Here is a 24,881-nt window from a genome sequence, read left to right as displayed (position 1 = left end):
CATAATTCGTATTTGTTAATGCGGGTTAATGGCAGTGGATTAAGAATTAGGTGTGATTAAGTGGTTCTTAAACGATCTCAGCAGTTGATTGACCCGGAAGAATATTTTTTACCTAGGCAAGAGGACGCGCTTTATGAGTTGTTTGGCCGGGACATAAGCCGGGCTGTGGTTGAGCGATTTTTGTCGATGCAAGATGAGGAATACTTCCGCTGTGTCAGTTCGGGAAATTTCGGTATCTATGCCGCAGACCAACTGCTGATAGATTGCTACGCAAAGAAAATAAATGAGCAGGCGATTCTCGATGAAAAGTTGTTGTTTAGTCGAGAAGAGCTGGAGCCGATTATTCAGGCATATAGAGCGGAAACACTTTATATGAACCTGGCAATGGACAACGCAGCGCTGCCACACGATGTAATTACCACCGAGGAATTTGTCTTACATCTACAGGCGACCATTCTTAAGGCGTTGGAGAAAAAGCGGGATGCTGATGATTTTATTGTGGTTATCCCGACCACCAGCTACAAAGGGGAACTCATTCCCAAAGCCATTTGCAGTAAAGCCAAGTTGAATGATGAAACCTTTGAGCGTCAATTCCAGTTGGGGCTTGTTCGCAATCAGCACCTGCAATATGTCTTAAGTAAGTCCTACTTGTGGACCCTGGCACATGCCTGGCCCTTTATTACGGGTTCGGAAGTTGGGGAGGGGCTGTTTAAAGGGGTGGTATTTCGGCAGTTTGATCTAGGTTTTGGCACCATAGCCTCGGACCTGGACAGTGATACCAATGTATTTGTGATTACAGATGCAAGTTGTACCGGTGGTGAGGCAGAGCATATTCGCAGCCGTCTGTTGAGAATGGACCGACATGAACGCTCGGCGATTATTGTTCCACTATGTAAGAAAGAAGCGATACACCGTTTGGATAAAAGTGCGGAAGGTAATGCAGAAATCGTGTCTGGGGTCGTCCTGGATGACTTCAAGCGGCAGTGGAAAGATATTGGCCATCGAGCGAGCTATAAGACCCTCAGGGGGGCGAAGAGGTAATGGCCAGGCATGAGTCCTTATAGTGCCGGCTTAGAGACCATCAGATAGACAATGACAACGGTTATGGGAAATGCGATAGCCCCGAGCAGGGACCAAGCCATCATTAGCTTGCGCATTTTGTCTATATTACCGTCCTCTTTGGCATGTTTACGCAGCTGGTACTGAAGGTAAACAACCGGCAGCCACAACAAGAACACGGTTGCGCTGAGACCGGCGGCTAATTGCAGCCAGGCTTGCAGCATCCAGCTTGGATTAATCAGCAGCATTCCCACCGCGCTACCGAATAGACCAATTACCGCCGATCCGGTAAATATCCAGTCTGCCCGTACCGTCTCCCGGCTGACCCACTGCATAACTTGGGCATTTCCGGACAGCCAGCCCCTCAGGGTGTACCAAGCGATGCCGGTCCCTGTGCCGAGTACGATTATGGCGCAAAGGATATGCAGTGTTTTCAGTATCAGATAGTAATTCACAGCGCTGCCGGCCAGACTAAAGTTGGAGATAAATTAGTGGCTGCGGTCGTTAATTTCAATGCCAATTATCGCTGCCTTGATATCTGCTAGCTCGAGCTAGTAGGACGATAAACGATATGGGGGAGAAAAGTGATCTTCCGACCGGAGAAAATTATCAGTGGTGGTCAGACGGGGGCGGATACCGGCGGCTTGCTGGCAGGACAGCGCCTGGGAATTGCCACCGGTGGCACAGCACCGCAGGGTTACTGGACTGAGATCGGTGATCGGCCGGATTTTCTGAAAGGGCTTGGGCTGGTTGAAAACACGTCCCCGGATCTGGAAGAGCGTACTCGTGAGAATATCCGCAACTCTGATGCCACTGTTATCTTCACAACCAATCCCAGTAGTGATGGCACCCTGTTTACTATTGAGTTCTGCCAGGCATCGGGGAAACCACACTTGGTAGTCAATCCGACTGATGCCGATCGAGTACAATTGGTGCGTGACTTTATCCTCAAGAATCGTCCGCAGACGCTCAATGTGGCGGGTAACCGTGAATCCAACTCCCAAGGGATTACTGAAATTACCGCGGAAACCATCGAGAGGGCGCTAACCCGCTGAGTCTAGGGTCCAATGTGCCTCTCAAGATGATGACCCGAGGGGTTGGGTGCGCGCAGGCGCAATTCCAAGTCCGGGTATTGCCCTACGGAAAACCAGAAGAACAGGCACAGGGCAGCAATTGTGGCAAAGAGAGTGAAGTAGTGAACCCAGGCTGGTTCTGGCCCACCGGGTAGAAAGTGCTTTTCTTCAACGCTGCGACGGCGATTTAAAATTAGCGCATAAAAAATGACTGTCGCAATCACAAAGATCAGGGACCAGCGGGTTTGTTGCCCGTCAGATCCCACCAGGGCCACAAGGCAGTACACCGCTGCAATCAGCAAAATCACAGTAAACAGTCCGTACTGCTGAGGCGGCATTTTGCCGTAGGCCAAAACCCGCAAAGCTACCGCTGAATAGATATAGGGCATCAGTGTCATAATCACAGCGACAGAGGCAATTTTGCCAAACTGCTGGCTGGCCGTTGGCGATATGGTGGTAAGTATCAATACAGACATCAGCACGGCCACCAGGGTTAATCCGCCGGTAGGCACGCCTTTGTTATTGGTGCGGGCAAATAGTGCTGCAAACAGGCCATCATCTGCCGCCGCCTTGGCAGACTGCCCCACCAACAGTATCCAGCCGCCCAATGAACCGATACAGCCAATAGCGGCGCACAGGGCTACGACATTGGCCGCAGTATTTCCCAGTGCCAGGCGAGCAGCATCGGCAAAGGGAGCGGAGGAGCGGATTAATTCCTGGTTCGGCAGCATCCCCATAATGACCGATGAGCTGAGTACATAGGCAATAGAAGCCAGGATAACTCCCCCAACCGTTGCGATTGGGACGTTCTTGGTGGGGTCTTTTACCACTGCGGCGGATACAGAGGCGGTTTCCACCCCAATAAAGGCCCAGAGCGTGAAGGTCAGGCTGGCCATAATAGCACTGGGGTCGCTTTTGCCTGATACATTCCAGCTGCTGGTAAAGTTTTGCTGGTCGAACCAGAACCAGCCAAAAATAGCGGTGCCTAGGATTGGAAGCAAAACCAGGCCGGTGGTGAGGGATTGGATGCGACCGACAGTGCGCGGGCCCAGTACATTGGCGTAAGTTAGCAGCCAGACCATGGCAACCTGGGCCATGGCAAAAGTCAGTGGGTCTTTTAACGGTGGAAAAAAATGGGTCAGATAGCCCAGGCCTGCAGTAATCAGCGCAACATTACCGATTACATTGGCCAGCCAGTAAACCAGATTGGTTTGGTAGCCAATGTAATCGCCAAAAGCGCGGCGGGCATAGGCATAGGGGCCGCCGGCTGCGGGATAGATAGCGGCGAGCTTGGCAAATACCAGGGCCAGGGAGATAGCGCCGACGATGGTTATCAACCAGCCGATCAAAGAAATACTGCCGACTGCAGCGAGATTGGCGGGGAGCATAAAAACCCCGGAGCCCATCATATTGCCTGCAACCATCAGGGTTGCGGGGACCAGGCCTATTTTATGCTCCTCTTTGATAGGCGAGCCTATGGCGAGTCTCCCCGTAGGGCGTAAATATGATAGTGGCCGTCCCGCACCTCTACTCCGTGGTTATCGTGGGTAAAGCCTGGAAATTGCTGGTCGAAGGCTTCCAGAGTTCTCAAGTAAATCAATGCCGGACTATCTTCATCGCCAAAATTTTCGCCGGGCATTAGCAGAGGAATACCTGGAGGGTAGGGTACAACGCCTGTGGCTGCGGTACGTCCCGGTAACTTGCTTAGCGGAAGCATTTCCACATCGCCGCGAACCAGGGTTTCATAAGCTTGTACCGGACTGCAGTCAGCTCTAGGTAAGGCTGAAAATCCTGCAGACATTTGCACTGTGGTTTGCAATTTTCTCATGGAAGCAAACATATTGTCTGCAAGGTCGCGCAGCCCGATGTTGCGATAGGCTGGGGACTTTTTTATAAGGTTTGGCAGGCATTCACTTAAGGGCCGGTTGGCATCGAAGTCGCGCTTAAAGGCCAGTAAAGCATTGATTAGAGTGCCCCACTTACCCTTGGTAATACCGATAGAAAACAGGAACAAAATCGTAAAATCGGTAGTTTTCTCCACGATAATGCCAAGGTTGTCCAGGTATTTACTGACGATGTTGGCAGGTATTCCAGGTGCAGACAGTTTGCCATCAGGGTTTATCCCCGGGGTGGTAATCGATACTTTAATCGGGTCCAACATGCAGTAATCAGGCTCAATATCACCAAATCCATGCCATGATTCGCCGGGGTCTAATAACCAGCAGCTGGGCTCATGACACAGGAGTTCTGCTGGGGCGCTGTGAAAAGCGTAGTTGTGCCCGTTATTGGGATCGGTGACATGCTCAGGCTGCCAACCTCCGAAGAACCACTCTTCTTTATCGCGATACTCCTGTTGCAAACGGGCCAATACTTGTCGGAACGCTATGGCCTCAGCAATTGACTCCTCTGTTAATGCTTTTCCACCCGGCCCATCCATCATTGCTGCGCTCACATCATTGGAGGCCATGATGGAGTAAAGTGGGGAGGTTGAGGCATGCATCATAAAGGCTTCATTAAAGCGCCCATGCTCAATGGGTTTACGCCCATCGCGAATGTGAATCATCGATGCCTGGGACAATGCGGCGAGTAATTTATGTGTTGACTGAGTGGCAAATTTGCTCGGGCCATTTTTCGCGTCGGCTTCGCCCAAATCATACATTGCGAAGCGATCTCGATAGATAGGATTAAATCGAGCGTATGAGTACCAGGCTTCGTCAAAGTGCAGGCGATCAACGGACTCGCCGAGAAGTTCTTCCACTCTGCGCACGTTGTAACAGAGACCGTCGTAGGTGGAATTAGTAATGACTGCGTGAACGGCACGGGAGTTTTTGGCGTGCTTGGACAAAGGGTTTTGCCGAATAGCATTGGCAACAGAGCTGGCCGTCAACTGTTGGGGAGGGACAGGGCCTATGAGGCCGTAGTTGTTGCGTAGGGGAATCAGGTAGGTTGGAACTGCACCTGACATGGTGATCGCGTGTTCGACGGATTTATGGCAGTTTCGATCGCACAGAGCCAATTGCCCCCGGGTAACCGATGCCATCAATATCACTCTATTCGATGTCGAAGAGCCATTGGTTACATAGTAAGTGCGATCCGCACCAAATACTTTTGCTGCATATTTCTCTCCCTTGGCAATGGGGCCCGAGTGATCCAAAAGCGATCCCAACTCTGTTACAGAAACAGAGAGGTCCGAGCGCAACATATTTTCCCCAAAGAAATCGTAAAAAGCGCGACCCGCAGGGGATTTGAGAAAAGCTGTTCCCCCAGTGTGGCCGGGTGTGTGCCATGAATATTCATGGACCCGGGCAAAGTGGGTCAGGGCGCGAAACATGGGGGGAAGAATGGCGTGGCGGTATCTTTCAATCGCACTCTGGATGCGACCGCCGATAAAGGTCGGGGTATCTTCTAGCATCCAGATAAAATCGTTGGCTAATTCCAGGGCCCGTCGCGGCATGGTGCTGACAGTCTGCTGATCTGCCAGAAGGAATACCGGCATTTGGGGATTGCGGGCGCGAAGTTCTTCCAATACAACCAGGGCGGGGCATTTCGCTTCACCGGGCAGGGTCCAATTAATCAGCAGGCATTGGATCGCGGTGTTAGTACTCAGTATGGCGCAGGCATCACTACCACTGGTGGTTGTTATTACGTCAATTTTTCGCTCTGATAACTCTGCCTGTAGCCTCATGGCGGCGCGGCCGGGAGCGCTGTTGTCGTCGACTTCACTGCTGGCGATCAGGGCCAGCATGCTGTTATGGCGTTGCTGTCCGAAATGATGCATGAGTGCCGCACAAACCTTTTGTTGTGGCCTGCTAAAAAGTCTCAGCGCAGGAAATTGTCTCGCAAAAGATCTACCACCTCATCGGCGCGGCCGTTGAGTATTGCCTTAAGTCCGAACAGTGCGGTGGAGGTGACTTGCTGCGCTGTAACTTCCGGCGGCATCACCAGCTCCACGCGGTTCGTCGGTACGCTGAGTAGTGCCGGCCCGTCAGTGGCGAGCCAGCGCTTCATACTTTCCTCAAGCTGATCCGCACTCTCGATACTGGCACCACTGATGCCACAAGCTTCGGCAACGCGGCCGAAGTCCGGGTTATGTAAGTCGGTATAGCTATCGAGAAGCCCCTCAATGCGCTGCTCCATCTCTACGAAGCCGAGGGAGTTATTGTTAAATACCAGGACTTTTAATGGGATTTTTTCTTGCACCAGTGTCAACAGGTCTCCCATTAACATGGTCATACCACCGTCGCCGCACATAGCGATGACCTGGCGCCCGGGATAGGCTTTGGCCATGCCCAGGGCTTGGGGGTAGGCGTTGGCCATGGTGCCGTGGGAAAGGCTGGTGAGAAATGAGCGTTTGCCGTTGGCAGTGAGGTCGCGGAGCATCCAAACCATACAGGCGCCGCCATCGGCGGTGAATACGGCATCCTCATCGGCCAGCTTGTTGAGCGTCTGGGCGACAAATTGAGGGTGGATCAGGCTGGGGTCTTTCTCTTTGCCGCGGCTCTTCATCTCTTCCCGATCTTTTTTGTATCGTTCGAGAAGGTCATCGAGGAAGGTGCTATCGGTGCGGGCCTTTAATCGGGGCAAGAGGGCTTCAATGGTGGGCCCCACATGCCCTACCAGGCCCATATCCACAGGAGCGCGTCGCCCCAGGTGCGGCGCTTCCGCATCAATTTGAATAATGGTGGCTTTTTTCGGGTAGAACTGGGTGTAGGCAAAATCGGTACCCAGACACAGTAACAGGTCACAAGTCTCCATGGCCCGGTAGCCCGCGGGATTGCCGAGAATCCCGGTCATGCCCACATGGCAGGGGTTGTCGTATTCGAGAAACTCTTTCGACTTGGTGGTGTGGGCGATAGGAGCGGCCAGGTGCTGTCCCAGTTTTACTACTTCATCGTGAGCGTGACGGCAGCCGATACCGCCGTAAATAGTGATATTTTTTGCGGCGTTGATTTTCTTTGCCAGGGCGTCGAGCTCAGAGTCAGACGGACGCGCTAGCCATTCAGGGCGATGTACCGACCAGGGCAGACTGTCTTTGGTCTTCTCCTTGAACAAGTCGCCGCTAATTTGCACCACCGCGACACCACCGCGAGTAAGCGCAGTTTGTGCCGCCTGCACAATCATTCGACGGGCTTGCTCCGGGTGGGTCATGGTTTCACAGAAGACCGAACACTGTTCGTAGAGTTTTTGCTGGTCCACTTCCTGTGGATAGCCGAACCCCTGTTCCGCACGGTCGATGCGGGATGCAATCAGTACCACCGGGGCGCCATTGCGATGGCTTTCAAAAATGCCGTTGATAAAGTGCAGGCTGCCGGGTCCGGCAGTCCCGGCGCAGACACTCAGCTCACCGGTAAGGTAAGACTCCCCCCCAGCGGCGAAAGCGCCCACTTCCTCATGACGCACATGTATCCACTCCAAGTCGGAAGTGCGTACCGCTGATGTAAAGTGATTGATGGTATCGCCGACAATGCCGTAGCACCGTTTGGCGCCGGCCTTGACCAGTGTATCGACAATAATCTCTGAAACGGTTTGCATAGCAATCTCCACAGATTGGGTGAGGCTAGCGGTTAATAGCGCGGCGGATCGACGCGTACTTGCCCTCTTCGAGCTTGATCGCAGGCTGAAAACTGTCTGCCTGTGCGGCCAGCCACCAGTGCCAGTAGGGCGTATCTTCTGGTGCGTCGATCAGCGAGTTGGTGTCAAGAAAATGCCAGATACGATCTATCGGCCTGGATTCTGCGCCATTAATTCGGTGAATCATGTGATAGGGTTTTAGGTCTCGGGGGTCGGTAAGCCCCGCGCCGGCCACAATATCCTCCAATGCTTCGAGGGTTTTTGCCTGGAAGGCCGCCGCTCGCTTGCTTTGCACATCCACCACTAGCCCACGCTGACGCCGAGGATCTTGGGTGGTAACGCCAGTTGGGCAGGTATCCGTGTGGCAGCGTTGGGATTGAATACAGCCTACGGAAAGCATGAAGGCCCGCGCCGCATTGCACCAGTCGGCGCCGATGGCCAAGCATTGCGCTAGTCCGGATGCGGAATAAACCTTGCCGCTGGCAGCCAGCTTCACCTTATCTTTCAGGCCCGCCCCCACCAGGGCATTGCGTACGATAATCAACCCTTCCAGCAGCGGCATACCCACGTGGTTGGACAGCTCCAGCGGCGCTGCACCGGTACCGCCTTCGGCGCCGTCTACAACAATAAAGTCCACCAGTTTCCCGGTTTCGTGCATGGCCTTCATTATGGCCATCACCTCGTAGATATGCCCTACACAGAGTTTTATGCCTACCGGTTTGCCGCCGGACAGTTCACGCATTTGTTCGGCAAATTCCAGCATTTCAATGGGGGTGGAGAACATGGAGTGCGCGCGGGGGGATACGCAGTCCTGGCCGGGCGTAACCTTCCGGGTGGAGGCGATCTCCTGAGTTACTTTGGTGCCAGGTAATACTCCACCGTGCCCGGGTTTCGCTCCTTGGCTCAATTTAATTTCCGTCATTTTAACCTGGTCGTTACAGGCCTCGCGGAATAGATCCGGGTTAAAGCTGCCGTCATCGTTGCGCGCACCGAAATAACCGGTACCCAATTCCCACACTAGATCGCCGCCATGTTTGCGGTGATAGGGGCTGATACCCCCCTCACCGGTATCGTGATAGAAGCCGCCAATTGAGGCTCCTTTATTCAAAGCTTCTATTGCGGCGGCGGACAGAGCGCCAAAGCTCATGGCCGAGATATTTAACAGGGCGGCGGAGTAGGGCTGTTTGCAGCGGCCCGTGCCCACTTCAGTACGGCAGGAGGTGTCTGCATGTTTTTCGGGCTTCACCGAGTGAGTGAGCCAGGTATATTCCTCACTCTGCACATCTTTTTCAGTGCCGAACGGATGCATATCAGAAAAACCTTCGGAGCGGGCATACACAAGCCTTCGGGCTTCAATGCTGTAAGGGCGTCCTTCCTCATCACCCTCTACCATATAGGCACGGAAATAGGGACGCAGGTTCAGGAATATCCAGCGAATGCGGCCGGCAACCGGGAAGTTCCGCGTAATGCTCCAATGGGGTTGGAGCATATCGTAGATTCCCAGTAGTACCAGTGAAACGCTAATCAGTAGAGCCACCAGCCACCAGGCGCTGTTTGTAAACGTGAGCACCAAGAAGAATGGGGTCAGGATAAGAGCGGTAATGGGAATAATCGCGCGCTTTATACCATTCCGGCCGGAATAGGCGCACCAGGGGTTGGAGCTACTCATAAAATCAGGTTCAGCATCGTTACATAAAGTTCCGATACTGAACCTAGATCATTTGTAAGGGTTCTGCCTTGATAAGGTCAACTAAAGGGCTTTTTCCCCTAACTTGCCGCTAATGCAGGCAGTGAATTTTGCTTTGCAGGTAAAAACTCGATGGCAGTGACGATGGAGTAATCCTTTAGTTCATCCAGAATTTCATCCAGCTTTAATAGTTGCCAGCAGGCGCGCGCGCCACTGTCTGAAATTTCACCGCGAAGGAATTTTCTCGCCAAAGCCACTGCGGGTGCTGCAGGAATCCAGACGCCATCGCCATCCATTCCAAGTATTTGCCACTGCCTTCCAGCTGCCCTACCGTCAGCATCTTCACCCAGTGCGCGGACAATCATGCCGCCGTGAGAGCTGCCACCAGGCCAGCGGGCACTCAATTTATGGGCAATCTGTGCGATGCGGGAACTCGTGGCGGGCAAATTTAGGCGCGAGAGTTGGGCGCACAAAGACAGGCCGGCCTGGAGAATCAGGGGCTCTGTCCCCGTGGAAAATAGTGCTGTGTTTAAATTTGGCAGGTGTCTTGGGCACAACTCCAGGTCGGGTACTTCAAAGTCGCACAGCCAGCGTTTTCCCACTGGATGGGCAAGAGTTACCGAGTGCAGGTGATTGCCGGCAAATGATTCTCTCCAGCGCCCATCCCGCAATTGGGGGAAGCTCTCCCCCAGCGCTTCAAAACCGGAGCGCACGGTGGCAAGGCCGCGTTCTACCTTGTGTGCCGGAGCAATTGCCGCTTGTACAGAGTGAATGACCGGCAGCTCTTTTTGGATCTCAGCTATGGCTGCTGAGCTGAGGCCGGGTAGACTGCTGGCACCGGATACCATGGCGATACCGGCGGCCTCGGCGGCCGGGGAGAGACGGTGAAAATCACATACAAAGCGGCGCGCATCTGAAATATCGATGTAGGGGGTACGGGCTTCAATGCAGGCTTTGGCCACCCGGTAATCGGTTTCTCTCTGGTAGGGGCCAGCGCAGTGGATCAATAAATCCAGGTGCAAGGCTTTCAATTGCGCAGCCAAGTTGATGGAGTCCCGCTCCAGTCGTAACCCCTCGGCGAGGCCACCGAGTGATTGGGCGCAACGGTCGGCCAACGATTTGTTATGGCCGGCAATAATCAGTTGGATATTGGGCTCAGAACTCAGCATTTGTGCAATACGTGCGCCAAAATTGCCGTAGCCTCCGAGAATCAATACGCGTTTATTCAGGTTATTGATCACCTGGATGGAACTCCTGCCCCTTATAGTTTGTAGAGATCATGCATCGTGCCGGCGACTTAAATCAAGAGAATCTTGTCTGTGCCTTCAGCATACCGCCGTTGTCATTTCACCGTTTTGTATATTCTAAAAGTAACGTTCCCGATGATCTTGTGCAGTTTTATCAGGCTCATTAGTGATCTCATGTCGGGCAAATGATTTTTGGAGATCAGAATGACCGGTTGGAGTTTATCGACTCAGGTCCCCCTATCGATCACTGAGCAGCGTATTTATGACTTGCATCACCGCAAGGATCTGGTCGACCTGATTACCCGCGCCATGGTTTTCAAAGGAAAATTCGATGTTGAACTGTTTAAGAAATCCATTTCAGAGGTGGTAAACACCTATCCGATTTTTCGCTGTCGTTATAGCGGGGAACCGGCTGTTCGCTCTTTTGTAGATATTGAACTGGACTATATCGACATCCGCCACTTAAGTGATGCTCACTTCGAGAGCTTTTTACGTCAATTTGGCAGCTCGCCAATGGATTTGACGCAGGACCAATTGTTGGGACTCAGTGTTCTTCGCAGTGGAGAAGATGAATACATTTTCTTGACCAAGTGTCACCACATCATTGCCGATGGGATTAGCTTGTCACTCCTCTGGTCTGAATCCTTGACTCACTATTTGGATAGTGTGAAGGGTAAGGATTATCAACCCAGGGTGGAAACTGCAGACTTTGCTGATTATGTGAATTATGAAAATACCTATCTGAGATCGCCGAGGGGGGATAAGGCGCGAAATCTTTGGCAGCAAAAGTTGCAATCCCAAAAAGATGAGATAGAGCAGTTGCCCCAATCGGAAGAGACCTCGGTTATTTGTAGTGAAGTAATCCAGCACATAGATGAGATTGAGCTGGAGCAGATAAAGGCATTGGCCAGCTCGGAGAATGTGAGCCTCTTCGCCTATCTAGCAGCAGCATTTCAGCAGGTTTTATGTGAATTCATACCTCACTCTTTTTGGATGAATGGCAATTTATCCCTTCGGCTTAAGAGGGTGTATCGGGAAGTGTTTGGCCCCATGTGCCGGTATGTCAATCTGATGGTTTGTAGGGATGAGTCTTGGAAGGAGAAGCTCACGCGCCTGTCTGCGGAGATAAAGTATGCTATGCGCACGGTTTATGCTGCTGATGCAATTGGGCCTCACGGCCTGATTGGCCATCACCTCGATGCATCCCATTGCTACTTGGTGACTTTCCTGCAAACAGAGGAGCATCGGGAAGGTTTTTTTGCGGTTTATACCGGTGAAACTTCTGACTGGGTCAAATTGGATGATCACTTGAAGATTCGCATTGTCCCCCTGGCGACGCGCTTAACGCCATATGGCATCTATCTATCTATTACCGTCTTTGGGAAGCAGTTGCGCTCGAGCTTTATCTACAATGAAAATTGCTTTGAACAAAAACAAGTAGAAGCAATGGTAAGTCGCTGGTGTGACAGATTATTGTGCGGACCTGAAGATATTCTACCGCCGCTGTAAATAACGCTGTATAGGGACTGTAGAGCCAATTGTTATGTCAAGATGTGCCTTTGTGACCCTGGTTAATAGTCCGGATTATGTGATAGGTGCGCAGGCACTGAAACACTCATTGGATCGTACGGCCAGTGCCTATCCGTTAATTTGTATGGTGCCACCGAACAGTTGTGATCCAGCGCCATTGGAAGCGGCGGGCTGTAAGATAAAAGAGGTTCATACGCCTCGTTTTTCCGATGAGTTTATCCTTCGCCATAAACGCGATTCTTTGCACCGGCGCGCGCCCTTTGACAAGGGTAGTAAGCCCGCTTTCCATGACCCATTGAATAACTTTTGCAAATTGGCACTGTGGCAATTGACCCAATTCGATAAGCTTGTTTTCCTGGATGCGGACACCTTGGTATTGCGCAATATTGACCACTTGATGAATTATCCGGAATTTTGTGCAGCGCCCAATCTTTACGAAGACTTGGATGGATTTCATCGTATGAATTCGGGATTGTTTACTGCGGTACCGAGTGAAGCGACCTACCAAAAAATGCTTGAGCAACTGGATCGACCAGGGGTTTTCTGGCGGCGCACAGACCAGACATTTTTGCAGTCCTTTTTTCCTCGTTGGCACGGCCTGCCTTATATCTATAACGCCTTGCAATACCTCTATCTGAATTTACCGCAGCTGTGGCAGTGGGACAGTATTCATGTCATTCACTACCAATATGAAAAACCCTGGCAAAAACAGCACTCAAAAGTTGAAAAGCTCAAGCCCCTGATCGACTTGTGGTGGGCGGTTTACGAAGGGCGAGATATCGCCGTTGATCTGGATGAGTTAGCCCGTGCTTAGAAAATAAAATCGAGAGAGGGAATTGTGAGAATAGGGATAACTGGTGCGAGTGGCTATGTGGGGCAATTTCTAGTCAGGCATTTTTTACGGCAGGGCTATGAAGTGCGAGCATTACTGCGCAGGGAGGAAAGTGCAGCTCTTTTTCGCAGTATTGCTTCACCCAGATTGGCGTGGAGTGTCGGGGATATTACTTCTGATACAGCACTACAGACATTCGTCAGCAATCTGGATGTGGTGGTGCATGCAGCTTTCGAGCATCTTCCTGGGTGCTATCGAAAAGGGGAGGGGGACGATCTCGAGGGTTTTCTACATGTAAACCTCAATCAAACCCTGGCATTAATCCGATACGCCTATGCAGCGAAGGTAAAAAAATTTATTTTTATTTCCAGTCGTGCCGTTTATGCCACTGGAAAGTTGAGCGGTTCTTTAAGTGAGGAGCAGGTTGTTCAGCCGGATACTTTCTACGGAGGCTATAAAGCGGCTGTGGAAGCCATGCTGTCTGCTTGGGCATATCAGCGTGGCTGGCATGCGGTGTCATTGCGCTTAACTGGAGTTTACGGGTTGGTGAGTCCGCTAAGTCGCAGCAAGTGGTATGACATCGCTCGAGCCGTGATGTCTGGGGAAGCCTATTTAAATTCCCGGCTTTCAACGGAAGTGCACGGAGAAGATGTGGCGCGGGCGGTAGAGCTTTTACTGGAGCACGAAGATGCCCGGGGGCGGGCAGTAAACTGTAGTGATTGCCTGGTTAGCAGTCGCGAGTTGGTGAAGATTCTAAGATCGATATCCGGACAGCAGGGACCGCTACCTCCCCAGCTACAAGTGAAACCGCCGGCAGTGATGGATTGCGCTTATTTACAGAGGAAAGGCTTTCAATTTGGGGGTGTGCAGCGTTTGCGGGAGACGCTTGGGGAATTGGTAGAGGCTGTGCAGCAACAGCAGAGCCTCATCCAAAACGCTGGCTCCTAGCCGATCGGCCAGTGAATCAACTCCAGTGAGTCGTTGTCCGCTTTCAGGCACCAGGCATTCTTATCCCAGTCTCCCAGCACAATACGCTCCGCCTGTTCACCGTTGATTGTCAACCCGTGGCGGGCGGGCCGGTGGGTGTGGCCGTGGATCAGTCGATGCACATTGTGCTCGAGCATCACCCGCTCCACTTCTTCCTGGGTCACATCCATGATGTCTTCGGCCTTGCGGCTGTTCATACTCTTGGATGCCATACGAATCTGCGCGGCAATAGCGCGACGTTCCTGAAGGGACTTGGCCAATAGCTCTTGTTGCCACTTGGGGTCCCGGGCTTGGCGGCGGAAAGCCATATACTCTTTGTCGAGGGTGCAAAGGCTGTCGCCGTGCATAAGCAGCACGCGCTCATTACCGAGGGATAACGCAGTTGGGTCCTGAAGTAAAGTGGCTCCCGCGCGCTGGGCGAAGTCGCTACCCAGCAGGAAATCCCGATTGCCGTGCATCAGGTACAACTCTACGCCGGTACCGCTATAGCGACTTAACTCGCCTATTACTTCGCGGGCCAGCGGGGCATCGTCGTCGTCGCCAACCCACGCCTCAAAAAAGTCGCCGAGAATATATAGCGCCTCAGCACCGGCAGCTCGCCCGTGCAGAAAATCAAAAAACGCCCGGGTAATATCCGGGCGTTTTTCGTCGAGGTGCAAGTCAGAAATAAAATAAGTAGACAATGTCCCCGCCTTAGAGTCGGTACTGACCCGTGGAATTACTTATCGGCGTAGGCGTCAGAGATGCTGATACCGGTGATTTCGATAGTCTCCAGGGGTACGTCCTGGTGGAAGCCTTTGCTGCCGGTTTTAACGTCTTTGATTTTGTTGACCACGTCCATGCCGTCGACAACCTTACCAAATACACAGTAACCCCAGCCCTGAGAGTCTTCGCTGCGGAAGTTCAGGAAATCGTTGTCCTTAACATTGATAAAGAACTGGGAGCTGGCGGAATGCGGATCCATGGTGCGGGCCATGGCCAGGGTGCCAGTGTCGTTCTTCAAGCCATTGTTGGCTTCGTTTTCGATGGAATCGCGGGTTTCCTTCTGCTGCATGTCTGGAGTCATGCCGCCACCTTGGATCATAAAGTTGTTGATCACCCGGTGGAAGACAGTGCCGGTATAGAAATCGTCACGGCAGTACTGCAAAAAGTTGGCAGCAGTCTTGGGTGCCTTTTCGAAATCCAATTCGATGGCTATATCTCCATGGGTTGTGTGAAGGGTGATCATAAAATGTCCTATGAGGGTTGATTTGGGGCGGCATGATACCTTGTAGTCTGTAGCTGTAAAATGCTGTGTCGGAATATCTGTGTCAATTGCACAAAAATCAAACGCTTGCAGTGAATTTCTATGAAAAGCGTTCCGTCAAATTCGATATTCTGTCTCTCAAGTAGGTTATAATTCGCCGTTTACGTTCGCACAGCTGTAAATTAAGAGAATCCTATGACATCCGAGAGCAAGCCAGCTCACTTTTTACAGAACCTTATCCGTGAAGATCTGACTGAGGGCCGGGTTACGCAGATCGCGACCCGCTTCCCGCCGGAGCCCAACGGCTACCTGCATATCGGCCACGCCAAGTCCATCTGTCTGAATTTTGGTCTGGCGCAGGAATTCGGTGGCACCTGTAATTTACGCTTTGACGACACCAACCCAGCCAAGGAAGAGGAAGAGTTTGTCGATGCGATTAAGCGCGATGTCTCCTGGCTCGGTTTTGAGTGGAATGGCGAGGCCAAATATTCCTCGGATAATTTTGATCAATTGTACGAGTGGGCGCTGCACCTGATTAAAGATGGCAAAGCCTATGTCTGCGACCTGTCCGCAGAAGAAGCTCGTCACTATCGTGGCACGCTGAAAGAGCCGGGCAAAAACAGCCCCTACCGGGATCGCTCCGCCGAGGAAAACCTGGCGCTGTTTGAAAAGATGCGCAACGGTGAAATGGAAGAGGGCCAGTGTAGCTTGCGCGCCAAGATCGATATGGCCGCACCGAATATCAACCTGCGCGACCCGATCATCTACCGCATCAAAAAGATGGCTCACCACCAGACCGGTGATAAGTGGTGCATTTACCCCAGCTACGATTTCGCTCACGGACAGTGTGATGCGATTGAGGGTATCAGCCACTCCATCTGTACCCTGGAGTTTGAGGATCACAAGCCGCTGTACGACTGGCTGATCGAGAACCTGCCGGTGCCTTCGCGCCCGCGTCAGTACGAATTTGCACGCCTGCACCTCAACTACACCGTGGTGTCCAAGCGCAAGCTCAAGCAGCTGGTAGACGAAGGCCATGTAGACGGCTGGGATGATCCCCGCATGCCGACCCTGTCCGGTATGCGCCGTCGCGGCTTTACCCCGGCTTCCATTCGCAACTTCTGCGAGATGATCGGTGTAACCCGCTCCGACTCAGTTGTCGATGTGGGCATGCTGGAATACAGCATTCGCGACGATCTGGATAAAAATGCACCGCGCGCCATGTGCGTGATGGAGCCTTTGAAGATCACCCTGAAAAATTACCCGGAAGGCCAGGAAGAGATGCTGTCAGCACCCGGCCACCCGGTGCGCGATGATCTGCCGGCCCGTGAACTTCCTTTTGGCCGCACTCTCTATATTGAGAAAGAGGATTTCCGCGAAGAGGCCAACAAGAAGTACAAGCGTCTGGTGCTGGGCAAAAAAGTTCGCCTGCGCAACGCCTATGTGATCTTTGCTGAAGAAGTCGTGAAGAACGATGCCGGTGAAATTGTTGAGGTGATCTGCTCGGTTGATCTGGACACCCTGGGCAAAGATCCGGCCGACGGCGTTAAGCCAAAGGGCGTTATTCACTGGGTATCTGCGGACAACAATGTCGATTGCGAAGTGCGCCTCTACGATCGCCTGTTTAACGATGCGGCGCCGGATGCCGGCGGTAAGAACTTCCTCGACTGCGTAAACCCGGACAACCTGCAAATTCTAAAAGGCTGTAAGGCGGAAATCGGCCTGGCCAAAGCGGAGCCGGAGCAGGGCTACCAGTTCGAGCGCAACGGCTACTTCTGTCGCGACAGCAAGTACGGCAGCGCAGAAGCGCCGGTGTTTAACCGCACCATTGGCCTGCGCGACAGCTGGGCCAAAGAGCAAAACAAATAGCAAAGCGGAGGGCTGCCCGAGTGGCAGTTTTCGCGGCTGGGTCAATGACTGGCCCAGCCACACAGCAAAAAGAATTCGAGAGAAAAGATGTCTCTACAAGTCTACAACACGTTTTCCGGGAAGAAAGAACCCTTCGTACCATTGGTGGAAGATCAGGTGCGCATGTATGTGTGTGGCCCCACCGTGTACAACCGCGTGCATATTGGCAATGCCCGCCCTGTGGTGGTGTTCGACACCCTGTACCGGATACTGAAAAGAAATTTCAGCGATGTGATTTACGCGCGCAATATCACCGATATTGAAGACAAAATCATGAAGACCGCGCGGGATAACGGCGAGGAAATCGGCGTGCTGTCAGCGCGCTATGCCCAGGCTTACTACGAGGATATGGCCGCGCTCAATAACTTGGAGCCGGATATTGTCCCCTACGCCACCCAGCACTTGCCGGAAATGATCGCGATGATCGAAAGCCTGCTGGAGAAAGGTCACGCCTACGCCGCCGAAGGCCATGTGCTGTTCGCCGTGGAATCCATGCAGGAGTACGGCCAGTTGTCCAAGCGCTCCCTCGACGATATGCTCGCCGGTGCGCGGGTGGAAGTAGCGCCTTACAAAAAGTACGCCGGCGACTTCGTACTGTGGAAGCCATCTGCCGATGACGAGCCCGGCTGGGACAGCCCCTGGGGCCGTGGGCGCCCGGGTTGGCACTTGGAGTGTTCGGCCATGATCAAGAAGCACCTGGGTGACACTATCGATATCCATGGCGGCGGTCGCGACCTGACCTTCCCCCACCACGAAAACGAGCGCGCCCAGAGCTGCTGCGCCAATGGTGTGGATTTTGTGCGCTACTGGATGCACAACGGCTACGTGAATATCAATGGCGAAAAGATGTCCAAATCCCTGGGCAACTTCCGCATGGTCAAAGACCTGCTGAGCCAATACCCCGGTGAAGTGCTGCGTTTTGCACTGCTATCTGCCCACTACCGCTCAGAACTGAATTTCAGTGCTGATTTGCTGGATCAGGCATGGCGCACCCTGGATACTCTCTATGGCGCACTGCGTGAAACGGAAGCGGTTGAGGCTGAAGGGGCAGATCTTAACGACACCGCCTTTATCAAGGCGTTGGAAGACGATCTGAATACGCCGATCGCCATCAGCGAGTTGCACCAAATTGCCCGCGACCTGAACAAAGCCGATGAGGCGGATAAAGCACGCCTGAAAGGTTTGCTGCTGGCCGCTGCAGATATGCTGGGCATTCTCCAGCAAGACCCGGAAGCCTGGTTCAAACAGGCCCGTGGTGGAGATGAAGGTATTTCTGCCGAAGAAGTTGAAGCACTGATCGAAGAGCGCGCACAGAGCAAGAAGAACCGTGACTTTGCCCGCGCCGATGAGATTCGCGAAGAGTTAAAATCCAAAGGTGTGGTGCTTGAGGATAGCCGCGAAGGGACCAAGTGGCGCCGCGAATAGCGCGGTCCCTCCCCGAGACACGGATAGATTTGAGACACCGATAGATTTTCCCCAGTTTGGCACATTGCGGCCGCCGGGGAAGTGAAATTCGAATTTCATTTGTAGAAGCGAACCATGAAAAAAGTATTTGTCCTGACCAGCGCTGTGATCGCCCTTATCGCACTGACCGGCTGTGAGCCCAAACGGGGTTCCGATGCCTGGTGCGAGAAAATGGATGGCATTCCCAAAGGGCAGTGGACTTTTGACGATACCCGCGACTACACAAAATATTGTGTCTTCAACCAAAAGCCGGAAGAGGAATAAGCGGGCCTATAGTCGTTGTTCTTCGTCGATTCCTACCAACACTTCTTCCGCCCGCTGACCGGTAAATACCGCGAGCAGGTGGTTGAGTGCTTGCGCCTTTTGTATGAGCGTCTGTACACCGCCAAGGCTGACTACGGTGAGTCTTTGTTGCGCGAACAGATCCTGGAAATTTTTGCCGAGGCCCTGACCCGCGCGCCCCAACTCGATAGTGAGGACGGCGTGCAGGACCCGGAGGGCCGCTTCCGCAACCTGCGCGATCAGGCCGTCTGGGTACTGAACAGCCTGGTGGAGTTCGGTTGGTTGGAGAAGCAGGTGGACAGCGCCACGCTCACCGCCACCTATCCGTTTAGCCGCCGGGGCCGCCTTTTCACTCAGCCGTTGGTTGAAGTGAACGGTACCCGCGTGCGCACTCGCCACCGCAATACCCGCAACACCTTAAATGCCCTGGAAGCCTTTGCCAGCCGAGGTGAAATCCACGACTTGATCGATGCCTGGGAATACTCCGAACGTATCGTGGCGGATTTCACCGATATGATCGCCGAGTTGGAAGAGCGCAAGCGGGAAATGGTGCGGGAAGTAGAGGCCCAATTGCTGGTGCAGCAGGCCACCGATGAGTTTTTCTCCTTTATGGAGAGTCGTTTCCAGCCGGACTTGGCTATCCGTCTGTCTGCGGACAGCGTGGAAAAACACCGCGATTCCATCAATCGGGTGATTGACTGCATTCGCAGAAAGGAGGATGTGCAGAAAGCGGAGTGGGAGAAGCGCCTGCGCCAGCTGCTGCCGGAATTGATGCAGCCGGGCCACTCCCTGCTGTGGCTGATGCTCGACACCATCGAGGACCGTATGCGCCGCGCCTGCGAGGTGAAGTTGCCCGCTTTGCGCCGCGCGCTACAGGGCTTTACCAAGCGCGCCGATATTATTATTCGCCAGCTCAGCTACCTGCACAGCCAGGCCGAAGGTGAATTTGCGGACCTGTGCCAGCGCCTCGGTGAGAGCCAGCAAAAAACACAAATTCTCGAGCAGCTGGGCGAACAGTTAGGCGGCTTCCAGCTGCGCCTGTTTGACCCCAAACAAACCCAGCTGTGGCAGCGCAATCGCCGCCAACCGGTGAATACCCGGGTCGAAGATGAAACTCCCATCGGTGAAGAGAACCGCCGCGAGATCGAGCTGCAACAATTGCTCGACCAGGCGTTTAATTTCAACAACAGTAACCTGCGCGATTATCTGAGTGATGCCCTCGGCACCGGCCGCCAGATCAACAGCCGCAACCTGCCATTGCGCGATGCGCGTGATCTGCTCGCTATGAGCCATGTGATCGAAGCAGCGGCGGTGAACCAGAGCGGCGCCGCCGACCTGCAGGTGAAATTTACCGGTGAAATCGCCAGCAATGACTATTTCACCGAATTTGACGAATATATCCTGGAGCTGAAAAACAGTGATTGAACAGGCTTTGGAAGAGGCCCTGGCGCAGTGTCGCCTGAACCGCAGCGAATTTTCCGAGCTACTGGTGCGCCTGTTGGATTACGGCGTTATCTGCCGGGATGAGAGCGTTATCGAAACCACGCTTTATGATCGCTTCCAGCGCTGCGAGCAGCTGGTGCGCGAGTGGTTGGCCCCGCTGGGGTTGCGTTTGCAGCACGACAGCCGTTTCCAGTTTATTCGTGTGTATCCGCCCGGTGCCGAAGTACCGGGTCTGCCGGATCAGGAAGAGCCGCACCACGGCGGCTTCCGCGCCCGACTCAGCCAACAGGAAGTGGCCGCGATTCTCGCCCTGCGCGTGGAATACGATAAAGCGCTGCGGGAAGGGCAAGTGGATGAGAGTGGTTGCGCCGCCCTGTCGATGGAAGCCCTGGAACTGGGCATGCGCAACCTGCTGAAAATGTCCCTGCCGGATAAGCACGCCGAGCGTAAAAACCTGCTGAAGAAATTGCGCCAGCTGCGTCTGGTGCAGTTCAGCAGCGAAGAAGTGGATACCAGTGCGGAAGTCTGGTTGCGCGTACGCCCGACCATCGCCCACTTTGTCAGCGAGTCGGTATTGCACCAGCTGATCGACAGCGAAGTCCCTACTACAGTGGAGAGCGAGGCCGCTCAAGTTCATGAGGTTGGCGAGGTTGAAGAGGCGGAACAAGAGCAATCGCTCGAACGCATCACTCCAGAAGTCGAAGATAACAGCCTGTTTGAGAGTGAAGCCGCTTCCTAGTTGAAAATAGAGGCCGCAGTAGCGGCTATAAAAAATCGAGAAACATTCGACCGCCCGGGTCTGCGTGAATTGCGCTCGGGAGCCTCGGAGAAGGGTGTCGGCTTCCCGCCTGCAAAAGACCCTGCTTTTGAAAAGACCGTTTTTTTGAAAAGACTATGTTCCTAAAAAAACTGATCCTGATTAACTGGGGCAATATCCCGCAGTTGGAATATGATTTCGGCCCGATCAACCTGTTTTCCGGTGGCAACGGTTCCGGTAAAACCACGGCGGCCGATGCTATCCAGACATTGATGACCGCCGCCCACGACACTCTGTTTACCTTTAACCCGGGACAGGATGAAACCACCCAGCGCGGGCGCGGTGGCAAGCAGGTGCGGACGCTAGCTTCCTATGTACTGGGTTGTGACGACGGCAGTTATGCCCGTGTCGAGCCTACCGACTGTTACATCGCCGGTATTTTCCATCCCACCAGCGGTGAAGACGATGCTGAGCCCTTTACCGCAGTGATGGGTATTCGCGCGCACCTGGATAGCAGCAGTAAACCCGCCCAGGCCCGCCAGAGTGATTTGCGCTTTTTCGTATTCCCCGGCGAACAGTTGGTGATGGGGGATTTTATCCGGGATTACACCGACGGCAAACACCTGCTGCCGCTGGATAAATTCAACCAGGTCCTGAGCAAGCAGTTCGAAAAAGTAGAGCAGTACGACAAGAAAAAGGCCTACCTGCGCCGCCTTTACGGTGCCCTGCGCGGACGTCGTGATGCGGTCTCCGATCGAGAGGCTATGCACGCTGCACGCACCTTTGCCAACTTTATGGCCTACAAGCCAGTAAAAAGTATTAACGATTTTGTCGCCCAAGAGGTGTTGGAAAAACGCGATTTGGGTGATGCCATCCGCTCCGTCTCCGAACTGATGAAAACCATTCACAGCATGGAGCAGGAAGCCCGCCAGATTGTGGAGCGGGTCAGTTCCCTGGAGGCCATCGCCCAGTCGGTAGAGCTCTATCGGGAGCAGTGGTTGCAGTTGCGGGTGCAGGAATATTTATGCGCGCGCCACCGCCAGCAGCGGGTGCAAAAGAGTTATCTGAGTGGCAAGAACGACCAGAAAAAACTGCGCAGCGATCTGGACAACAATGAGCGGGAAGTGCGCGTCGCTTCCGAGCGCGTCGAGCAGCTCAACGGTCAGCTGGTAGAGCTTCAAGCCCAGCGCCTGGGTATCGATGCGCTGCGCAATAAGGACGAACTGGAACAGCGTATTAACAATGCCCTGAGCCTGCTGTCCCAGCAGCACACCCCCATGTCTGCCGAAGAGGCCCGCTGGCGCGAGAACCGCGAGGCCGCCGAAGAATTATTAAATCTACTCAACTCCACCTCCGCCGAGCTGGAAATTCCCGCCTTCTCCGATAAGGCACTGGTGCAGGCAATTAAGCAGGTGGCCCGCGAGGAAGACCTGCCGGATTTGCACAAGTTGCTGGGCAAGGACTGGATCGATCTGGCCGCACTGGAGCCACTGCGGGAGCGCGCCGCCAGCAGTGAGGCCCTACAGAACCGCCTCTTCGACCTGCTGGATAGCAGTGGTAAAGCTGGCGCCAGTGATGAGGTTTCCCCCAAAGAGCAGATTGCCCAGCAGGCCTCCCGCTGGGAGCAAAAAGTGCAGCAACTGCAAAAGCAGCTGCGCACCCAAGAGAGTCGCATTCAGCATCTCCAGGCCAATCGCGTGCGCTACCCCCAATCGGTAGAAGTGGCCCTGGCCGCAATTCGCGAGCAGTGCCCGGAGGCGGAGCCCCGCGTCCTGTGTGATTATGTGGAAGTGCTGGATGAGCGCTGGCAGATGGCGATTGAAGGCTATCTGGGCGGCGCGCGCTTCTCAATTATCGTGGAGCCGGAACACGAGGCCCGCGCGATTCGTATCGTGCGAGGCCTGCCCGGGCGCAACAACCGCGCCCGTGTGATCCAGGGGGACAAAGCCCGCCGCGATGCGGAGCGCCTGGATACGCCGTCGGGCTCCATTATCGAACTGATGGAGTTCACCCATAAAACTGCCGAGCACTATTTGCGCGCCTCTTACGGTGCCGTGGTTCAGGTGGAGGATGAACACGAGCTGCGGGGCACCCGCCGGGGCCTGACTGCCGACGGTATGGCCAGTGGCAACTACAGCATGTGGCGCTGCGATATGGACGATGCCGAGCTGGTATTCGGCCAGGGCGCCCGTGCTCGCGCACTGGCGGCGCAGCAGCGCGCTATGGAGCAGTTGCTGGAAGAGGCCACCCACGTCAACGAGCGCCACCAGCTCTACCGTCGCGTTACCAACGCGGTGCGCGGACTGGCGAATATCAAGCTGTTGTCCATTGTGGATACCGCCCTGGCGGCCCAGCGAGAATGGCGCAGTGCCGAGCGCGCCCTGGAAAACCTGGACCTGAAGGACTTCGAGCAGTTCGAGCAGCAGGTCGATGAACTCAAGGCCCAGCTCAAAGATCAGCAAAAGCAGCTGTCGGACCTCCAGCGCAAGCATGGCTCTCTGGAGACCAAGCTAAGAAGCAACGAAAAACTCTTATACGCGCTGTCTGGCGAGCTGGAATCCCTGGACGATGCCGCCAGTGACAGCGAGGAAATGGTAAGGCGTATTACCGCCATCGATCCGACTTTTGATGCCGAGCAAGTGCTGGTTACTGCCGACGAGCAGGTAGATCGCGCAGCAGACAACTTCGACTTCTCAGCGGATATCGAAAGTTGGCAGGGACAGCTGGAGAAATACAGTCGCCAGTTGGATCGCGCGGTGATGGAGTACAACGCCACCTGTGCCAGCGTCGATACCCTGGTATTTGAGCCAGACTTGAGTGGCGGCCATAAAGACAACCTGTTCAAGTTGATCAGCGGTCTCGGCGATCAGGTAGAGACCCTGCGCAACCGCCTGAAGAACAACCTGCTGGTGGAGCGCCACGATCAATTGCTGGGATTGAAAAAATCCTTTAACACCACTTTTGTAACCCACTTGTGCCACGCTATTTACCAGTCCATTAACGATGGTAAGCGCGTGTTGGATGATCTGAACAAAGAGCTGGAACACCACCGCTTTGGCGCCGACCGCGAGCGCTTCCGTTTTGACTACCAGTGGGTGGCGGAATTCAAGGAGTACTGGAGCTTCTTTAAGGCGGTAATTGAACTGCCGAATCTGGGTGAAGAGCAGAGCCTGTTCGACACGGACTTGGCGCCCAAGCACCGCAAGGTGCGGGATCGCCTGTTGAGTATGCTGCTGAGTGAAGACGAGCAGGTAGCGCGGCGCGAGCTGGATCGGATCAGCGACTATCGCAACTACCGCAGCTATGAGATCTATAAGGAACCGGAAGGCAAGGAGCCGATTGCGCTCAGCCAGTACGGCACCGGTTCCGGCGGTCAGCTGGAAACGCCGGCTTATATTATCCGCTCCGCAGCGGTCACTTCGGCCTTCCGCTTTGGTGAAAGCGGAAGCCATTTGCAAATGGTGCTGGTGGATGAGGCCTTCTCCAAAATGGATGAGTCCCGCTCCAAGGAAGTGATCCGTTACCTGACTGAAACCCTGGGGCTACAGCTGCTGTTTATTATGCCCAGCAGTAAATCCGGGCCTTTTATGGACCTGATCTCGAATCAGTTTGTATTCAGCAAGTGCCCCAGTGCCAAGCCCATCGGCCAGCTGAATACCCGAGTGTATGTTGATCGCAAGGTGTGCAACCAGGAGCGTATCGCCGAACTCTGGGCCAACCACCGCCGCACGATTCGCCAACAGGCATCGCTGGATTTTATGGACCTGGTAGAAGTAGAGGGATAGGTATTTTCGG

19 protein-coding genes are annotated in these 24,881 nt (G+C 53.9%); 11 read left to right on the top strand and 8 right to left on the bottom strand.

What is annotated here, in order from left to right; all coding sequences use genetic code 11:
* The first annotated feature begins 60 nt into the window (after positions 1-60).
* Positions 61-1,041, top strand: coding sequence for a hypothetical protein (locus tag ACJJI8_RS21230; protein WP_444933667.1), 981 nt, complete (start codon positions 61-63; stop codon positions 1,039-1,041).
* Between the two features lie 17 nt (positions 1,042-1,058).
* Here the strand turns inward: ACJJI8_RS21230 and ACJJI8_RS21225 are convergent, their stop codons facing one another.
* The gene (locus ACJJI8_RS21225; protein ID WP_444933666.1) at positions 1,059-1,514 is read right to left on the bottom strand and encodes a DUF2269 family protein; all 456 of its coding nucleotides are present in this window, start codon (positions 1,512-1,514) and stop codon (positions 1,059-1,061) included.
* Positions 1,515-1,643: 129 nt separating this feature from the next.
* Here ACJJI8_RS21225 and ACJJI8_RS21220 point away from each other — a divergent pair, with 129 nt between their 5' ends.
* Positions 1,644-2,114 carry a YpsA SLOG family protein gene (locus tag ACJJI8_RS21220; RefSeq protein ID WP_413662538.1) on the top strand — a complete coding sequence of 157 codons (471 nt, stop codon included), beginning with the start codon at positions 1,644-1,646 and terminating at the stop codon, positions 2,112-2,114.
* 2 nt (positions 2,115-2,116) lie between these two features.
* Here ACJJI8_RS21220 and adiC read toward each other — a convergent pair whose 3' ends face one another.
* The 5 genes from adiC to ACJJI8_RS21195 form a co-directional block, all read right to left on the bottom strand.
* Positions 2,117-3,598 (bottom strand): arginine/agmatine antiporter, encoded by a 1,482-nt coding sequence (gene adiC / locus ACJJI8_RS21215; RefSeq protein ID WP_444935186.1) that lies wholly within the window; start codon positions 3,596-3,598, stop codon positions 2,117-2,119.
* Between the two features lie 8 nt (positions 3,599-3,606).
* Complete coding sequence (locus tag ACJJI8_RS21210) at positions 3,607-5,910, bottom strand: Orn/Lys/Arg family decarboxylase (protein ID WP_444933665.1); 2,304 nt, start codon at positions 5,908-5,910, stop codon at positions 3,607-3,609.
* 41 nt (positions 5,911-5,951) lie between these two features.
* Entirely contained in the window at positions 5,952-7,664 is a 1,713-nt protein-coding gene (locus ACJJI8_RS21205; RefSeq protein ID WP_444897784.1) for a thiamine pyrophosphate-dependent enzyme, read from the bottom strand.
* A 25-nt stretch (positions 7,665-7,689) separates the two neighbouring features.
* Positions 7,690-9,372 (bottom strand): FMN-binding glutamate synthase family protein, encoded by a 1,683-nt coding sequence (locus ACJJI8_RS21200; RefSeq protein ID WP_444897783.1) that lies wholly within the window; start codon positions 9,370-9,372, stop codon positions 7,690-7,692.
* A 98-nt stretch (positions 9,373-9,470) separates the two neighbouring features.
* Positions 9,471-10,631 (bottom strand): saccharopine dehydrogenase family protein, encoded by a 1,161-nt coding sequence (locus ACJJI8_RS21195; RefSeq protein ID WP_444933664.1) that lies wholly within the window; start codon positions 10,629-10,631, stop codon positions 9,471-9,473.
* Between the two features lie 210 nt (positions 10,632-10,841).
* Here ACJJI8_RS21195 and ACJJI8_RS21190 point away from each other — a divergent pair, with 210 nt between their 5' ends.
* From ACJJI8_RS21190 to ACJJI8_RS21180, 3 genes are read left to right on the top strand one after another with little or no spacing between them, the layout of a single operon-like run.
* On the top strand, positions 10,842-12,146 hold the full coding sequence (locus tag ACJJI8_RS21190) for a condensation domain-containing protein (protein WP_444933663.1): 1,305 nt from the start codon (positions 10,842-10,844) through the stop codon (positions 12,144-12,146).
* Positions 12,147-12,198: 52 nt separating this feature from the next.
* Entirely contained in the window at positions 12,199-12,981 is a 783-nt protein-coding gene (locus ACJJI8_RS21185) for a glycosyltransferase (protein ID WP_444933662.1), read from the top strand.
* 24 nt (positions 12,982-13,005) lie between these two features.
* A complete protein-coding gene (locus ACJJI8_RS21180; RefSeq protein ID WP_444933661.1) occupies positions 13,006-13,947 on the top strand; it encodes an NAD-dependent epimerase/dehydratase family protein in 942 nt (313 codons plus the stop codon).
* Here the strand turns inward: ACJJI8_RS21180 and ACJJI8_RS21175 are convergent.
* A complete protein-coding gene (locus tag ACJJI8_RS21175) occupies positions 13,944-14,669 on the bottom strand; it encodes a UDP-2,3-diacylglucosamine diphosphatase (protein ID WP_444933660.1) in 726 nt (241 codons plus the stop codon). The genes ACJJI8_RS21180 and ACJJI8_RS21175 overlap by 4 nt on opposite strands.
* A gap of 35 nt (positions 14,670-14,704) precedes the next feature.
* Complete coding sequence (locus ACJJI8_RS21170) at positions 14,705-15,214, bottom strand: peptidylprolyl isomerase (RefSeq protein WP_108733726.1); 510 nt, start codon at positions 15,212-15,214, stop codon at positions 14,705-14,707.
* Positions 15,215-15,427: 213 nt separating this feature from the next.
* Between ACJJI8_RS21170 and ACJJI8_RS21165 the strand changes: the two genes are divergently transcribed.
* The 6 genes from ACJJI8_RS21165 to ACJJI8_RS21140 all read left to right on the top strand — a co-directional run bounded on the left by ACJJI8_RS21165 (position 15,428) and on the right by ACJJI8_RS21140 (position 24,871).
* A complete protein-coding gene (locus tag ACJJI8_RS21165; RefSeq protein WP_444933659.1) occupies positions 15,428-17,101 on the top strand; it encodes a glutamine--tRNA ligase/YqeY domain fusion protein in 1,674 nt (557 codons plus the stop codon).
* A gap of 87 nt (positions 17,102-17,188) precedes the next feature.
* Positions 17,189-18,565 (top strand): cysteine--tRNA ligase, encoded by a 1,377-nt coding sequence (cysS, locus tag ACJJI8_RS21160; RefSeq protein ID WP_444933658.1) that lies wholly within the window; start codon positions 17,189-17,191, stop codon positions 18,563-18,565.
* 114 nt (positions 18,566-18,679) lie between these two features.
* Positions 18,680-18,868 carry a DUF3012 domain-containing protein gene (locus ACJJI8_RS21155; protein WP_108733723.1) on the top strand — a complete coding sequence of 63 codons (189 nt, stop codon included), beginning with the start codon at positions 18,680-18,682 and terminating at the stop codon, positions 18,866-18,868.
* A 15-nt stretch (positions 18,869-18,883) separates the two neighbouring features.
* Complete coding sequence (locus ACJJI8_RS21150) at positions 18,884-20,311, top strand: Wadjet anti-phage system protein JetA family protein (RefSeq protein WP_444914172.1); 1,428 nt, start codon at positions 18,884-18,886, stop codon at positions 20,309-20,311.
* Positions 20,304-21,068 (top strand): DUF4194 domain-containing protein, encoded by a 765-nt coding sequence (locus tag ACJJI8_RS21145; RefSeq protein ID WP_444933657.1) that lies wholly within the window; start codon positions 20,304-20,306, stop codon positions 21,066-21,068. Before ACJJI8_RS21150 ends, ACJJI8_RS21145 begins: the two co-directional genes overlap by 8 nt.
* Positions 21,069-21,223: 155 nt before the next feature.
* Positions 21,224-24,871 (top strand): ATP-binding protein, encoded by a 3,648-nt coding sequence (locus ACJJI8_RS21140; RefSeq protein ID WP_444933656.1) that lies wholly within the window; start codon positions 21,224-21,226, stop codon positions 24,869-24,871.
* Positions 24,872-24,881 lie beyond the last annotated feature (10 nt).

Source organism: Microbulbifer maximicatervae (SeqCode), assembly GCF_052467695.1.
Note: the sequence above shows the minus strand (reverse complement) of the source record. Positions and strands in the feature narration are given on the sequence as shown.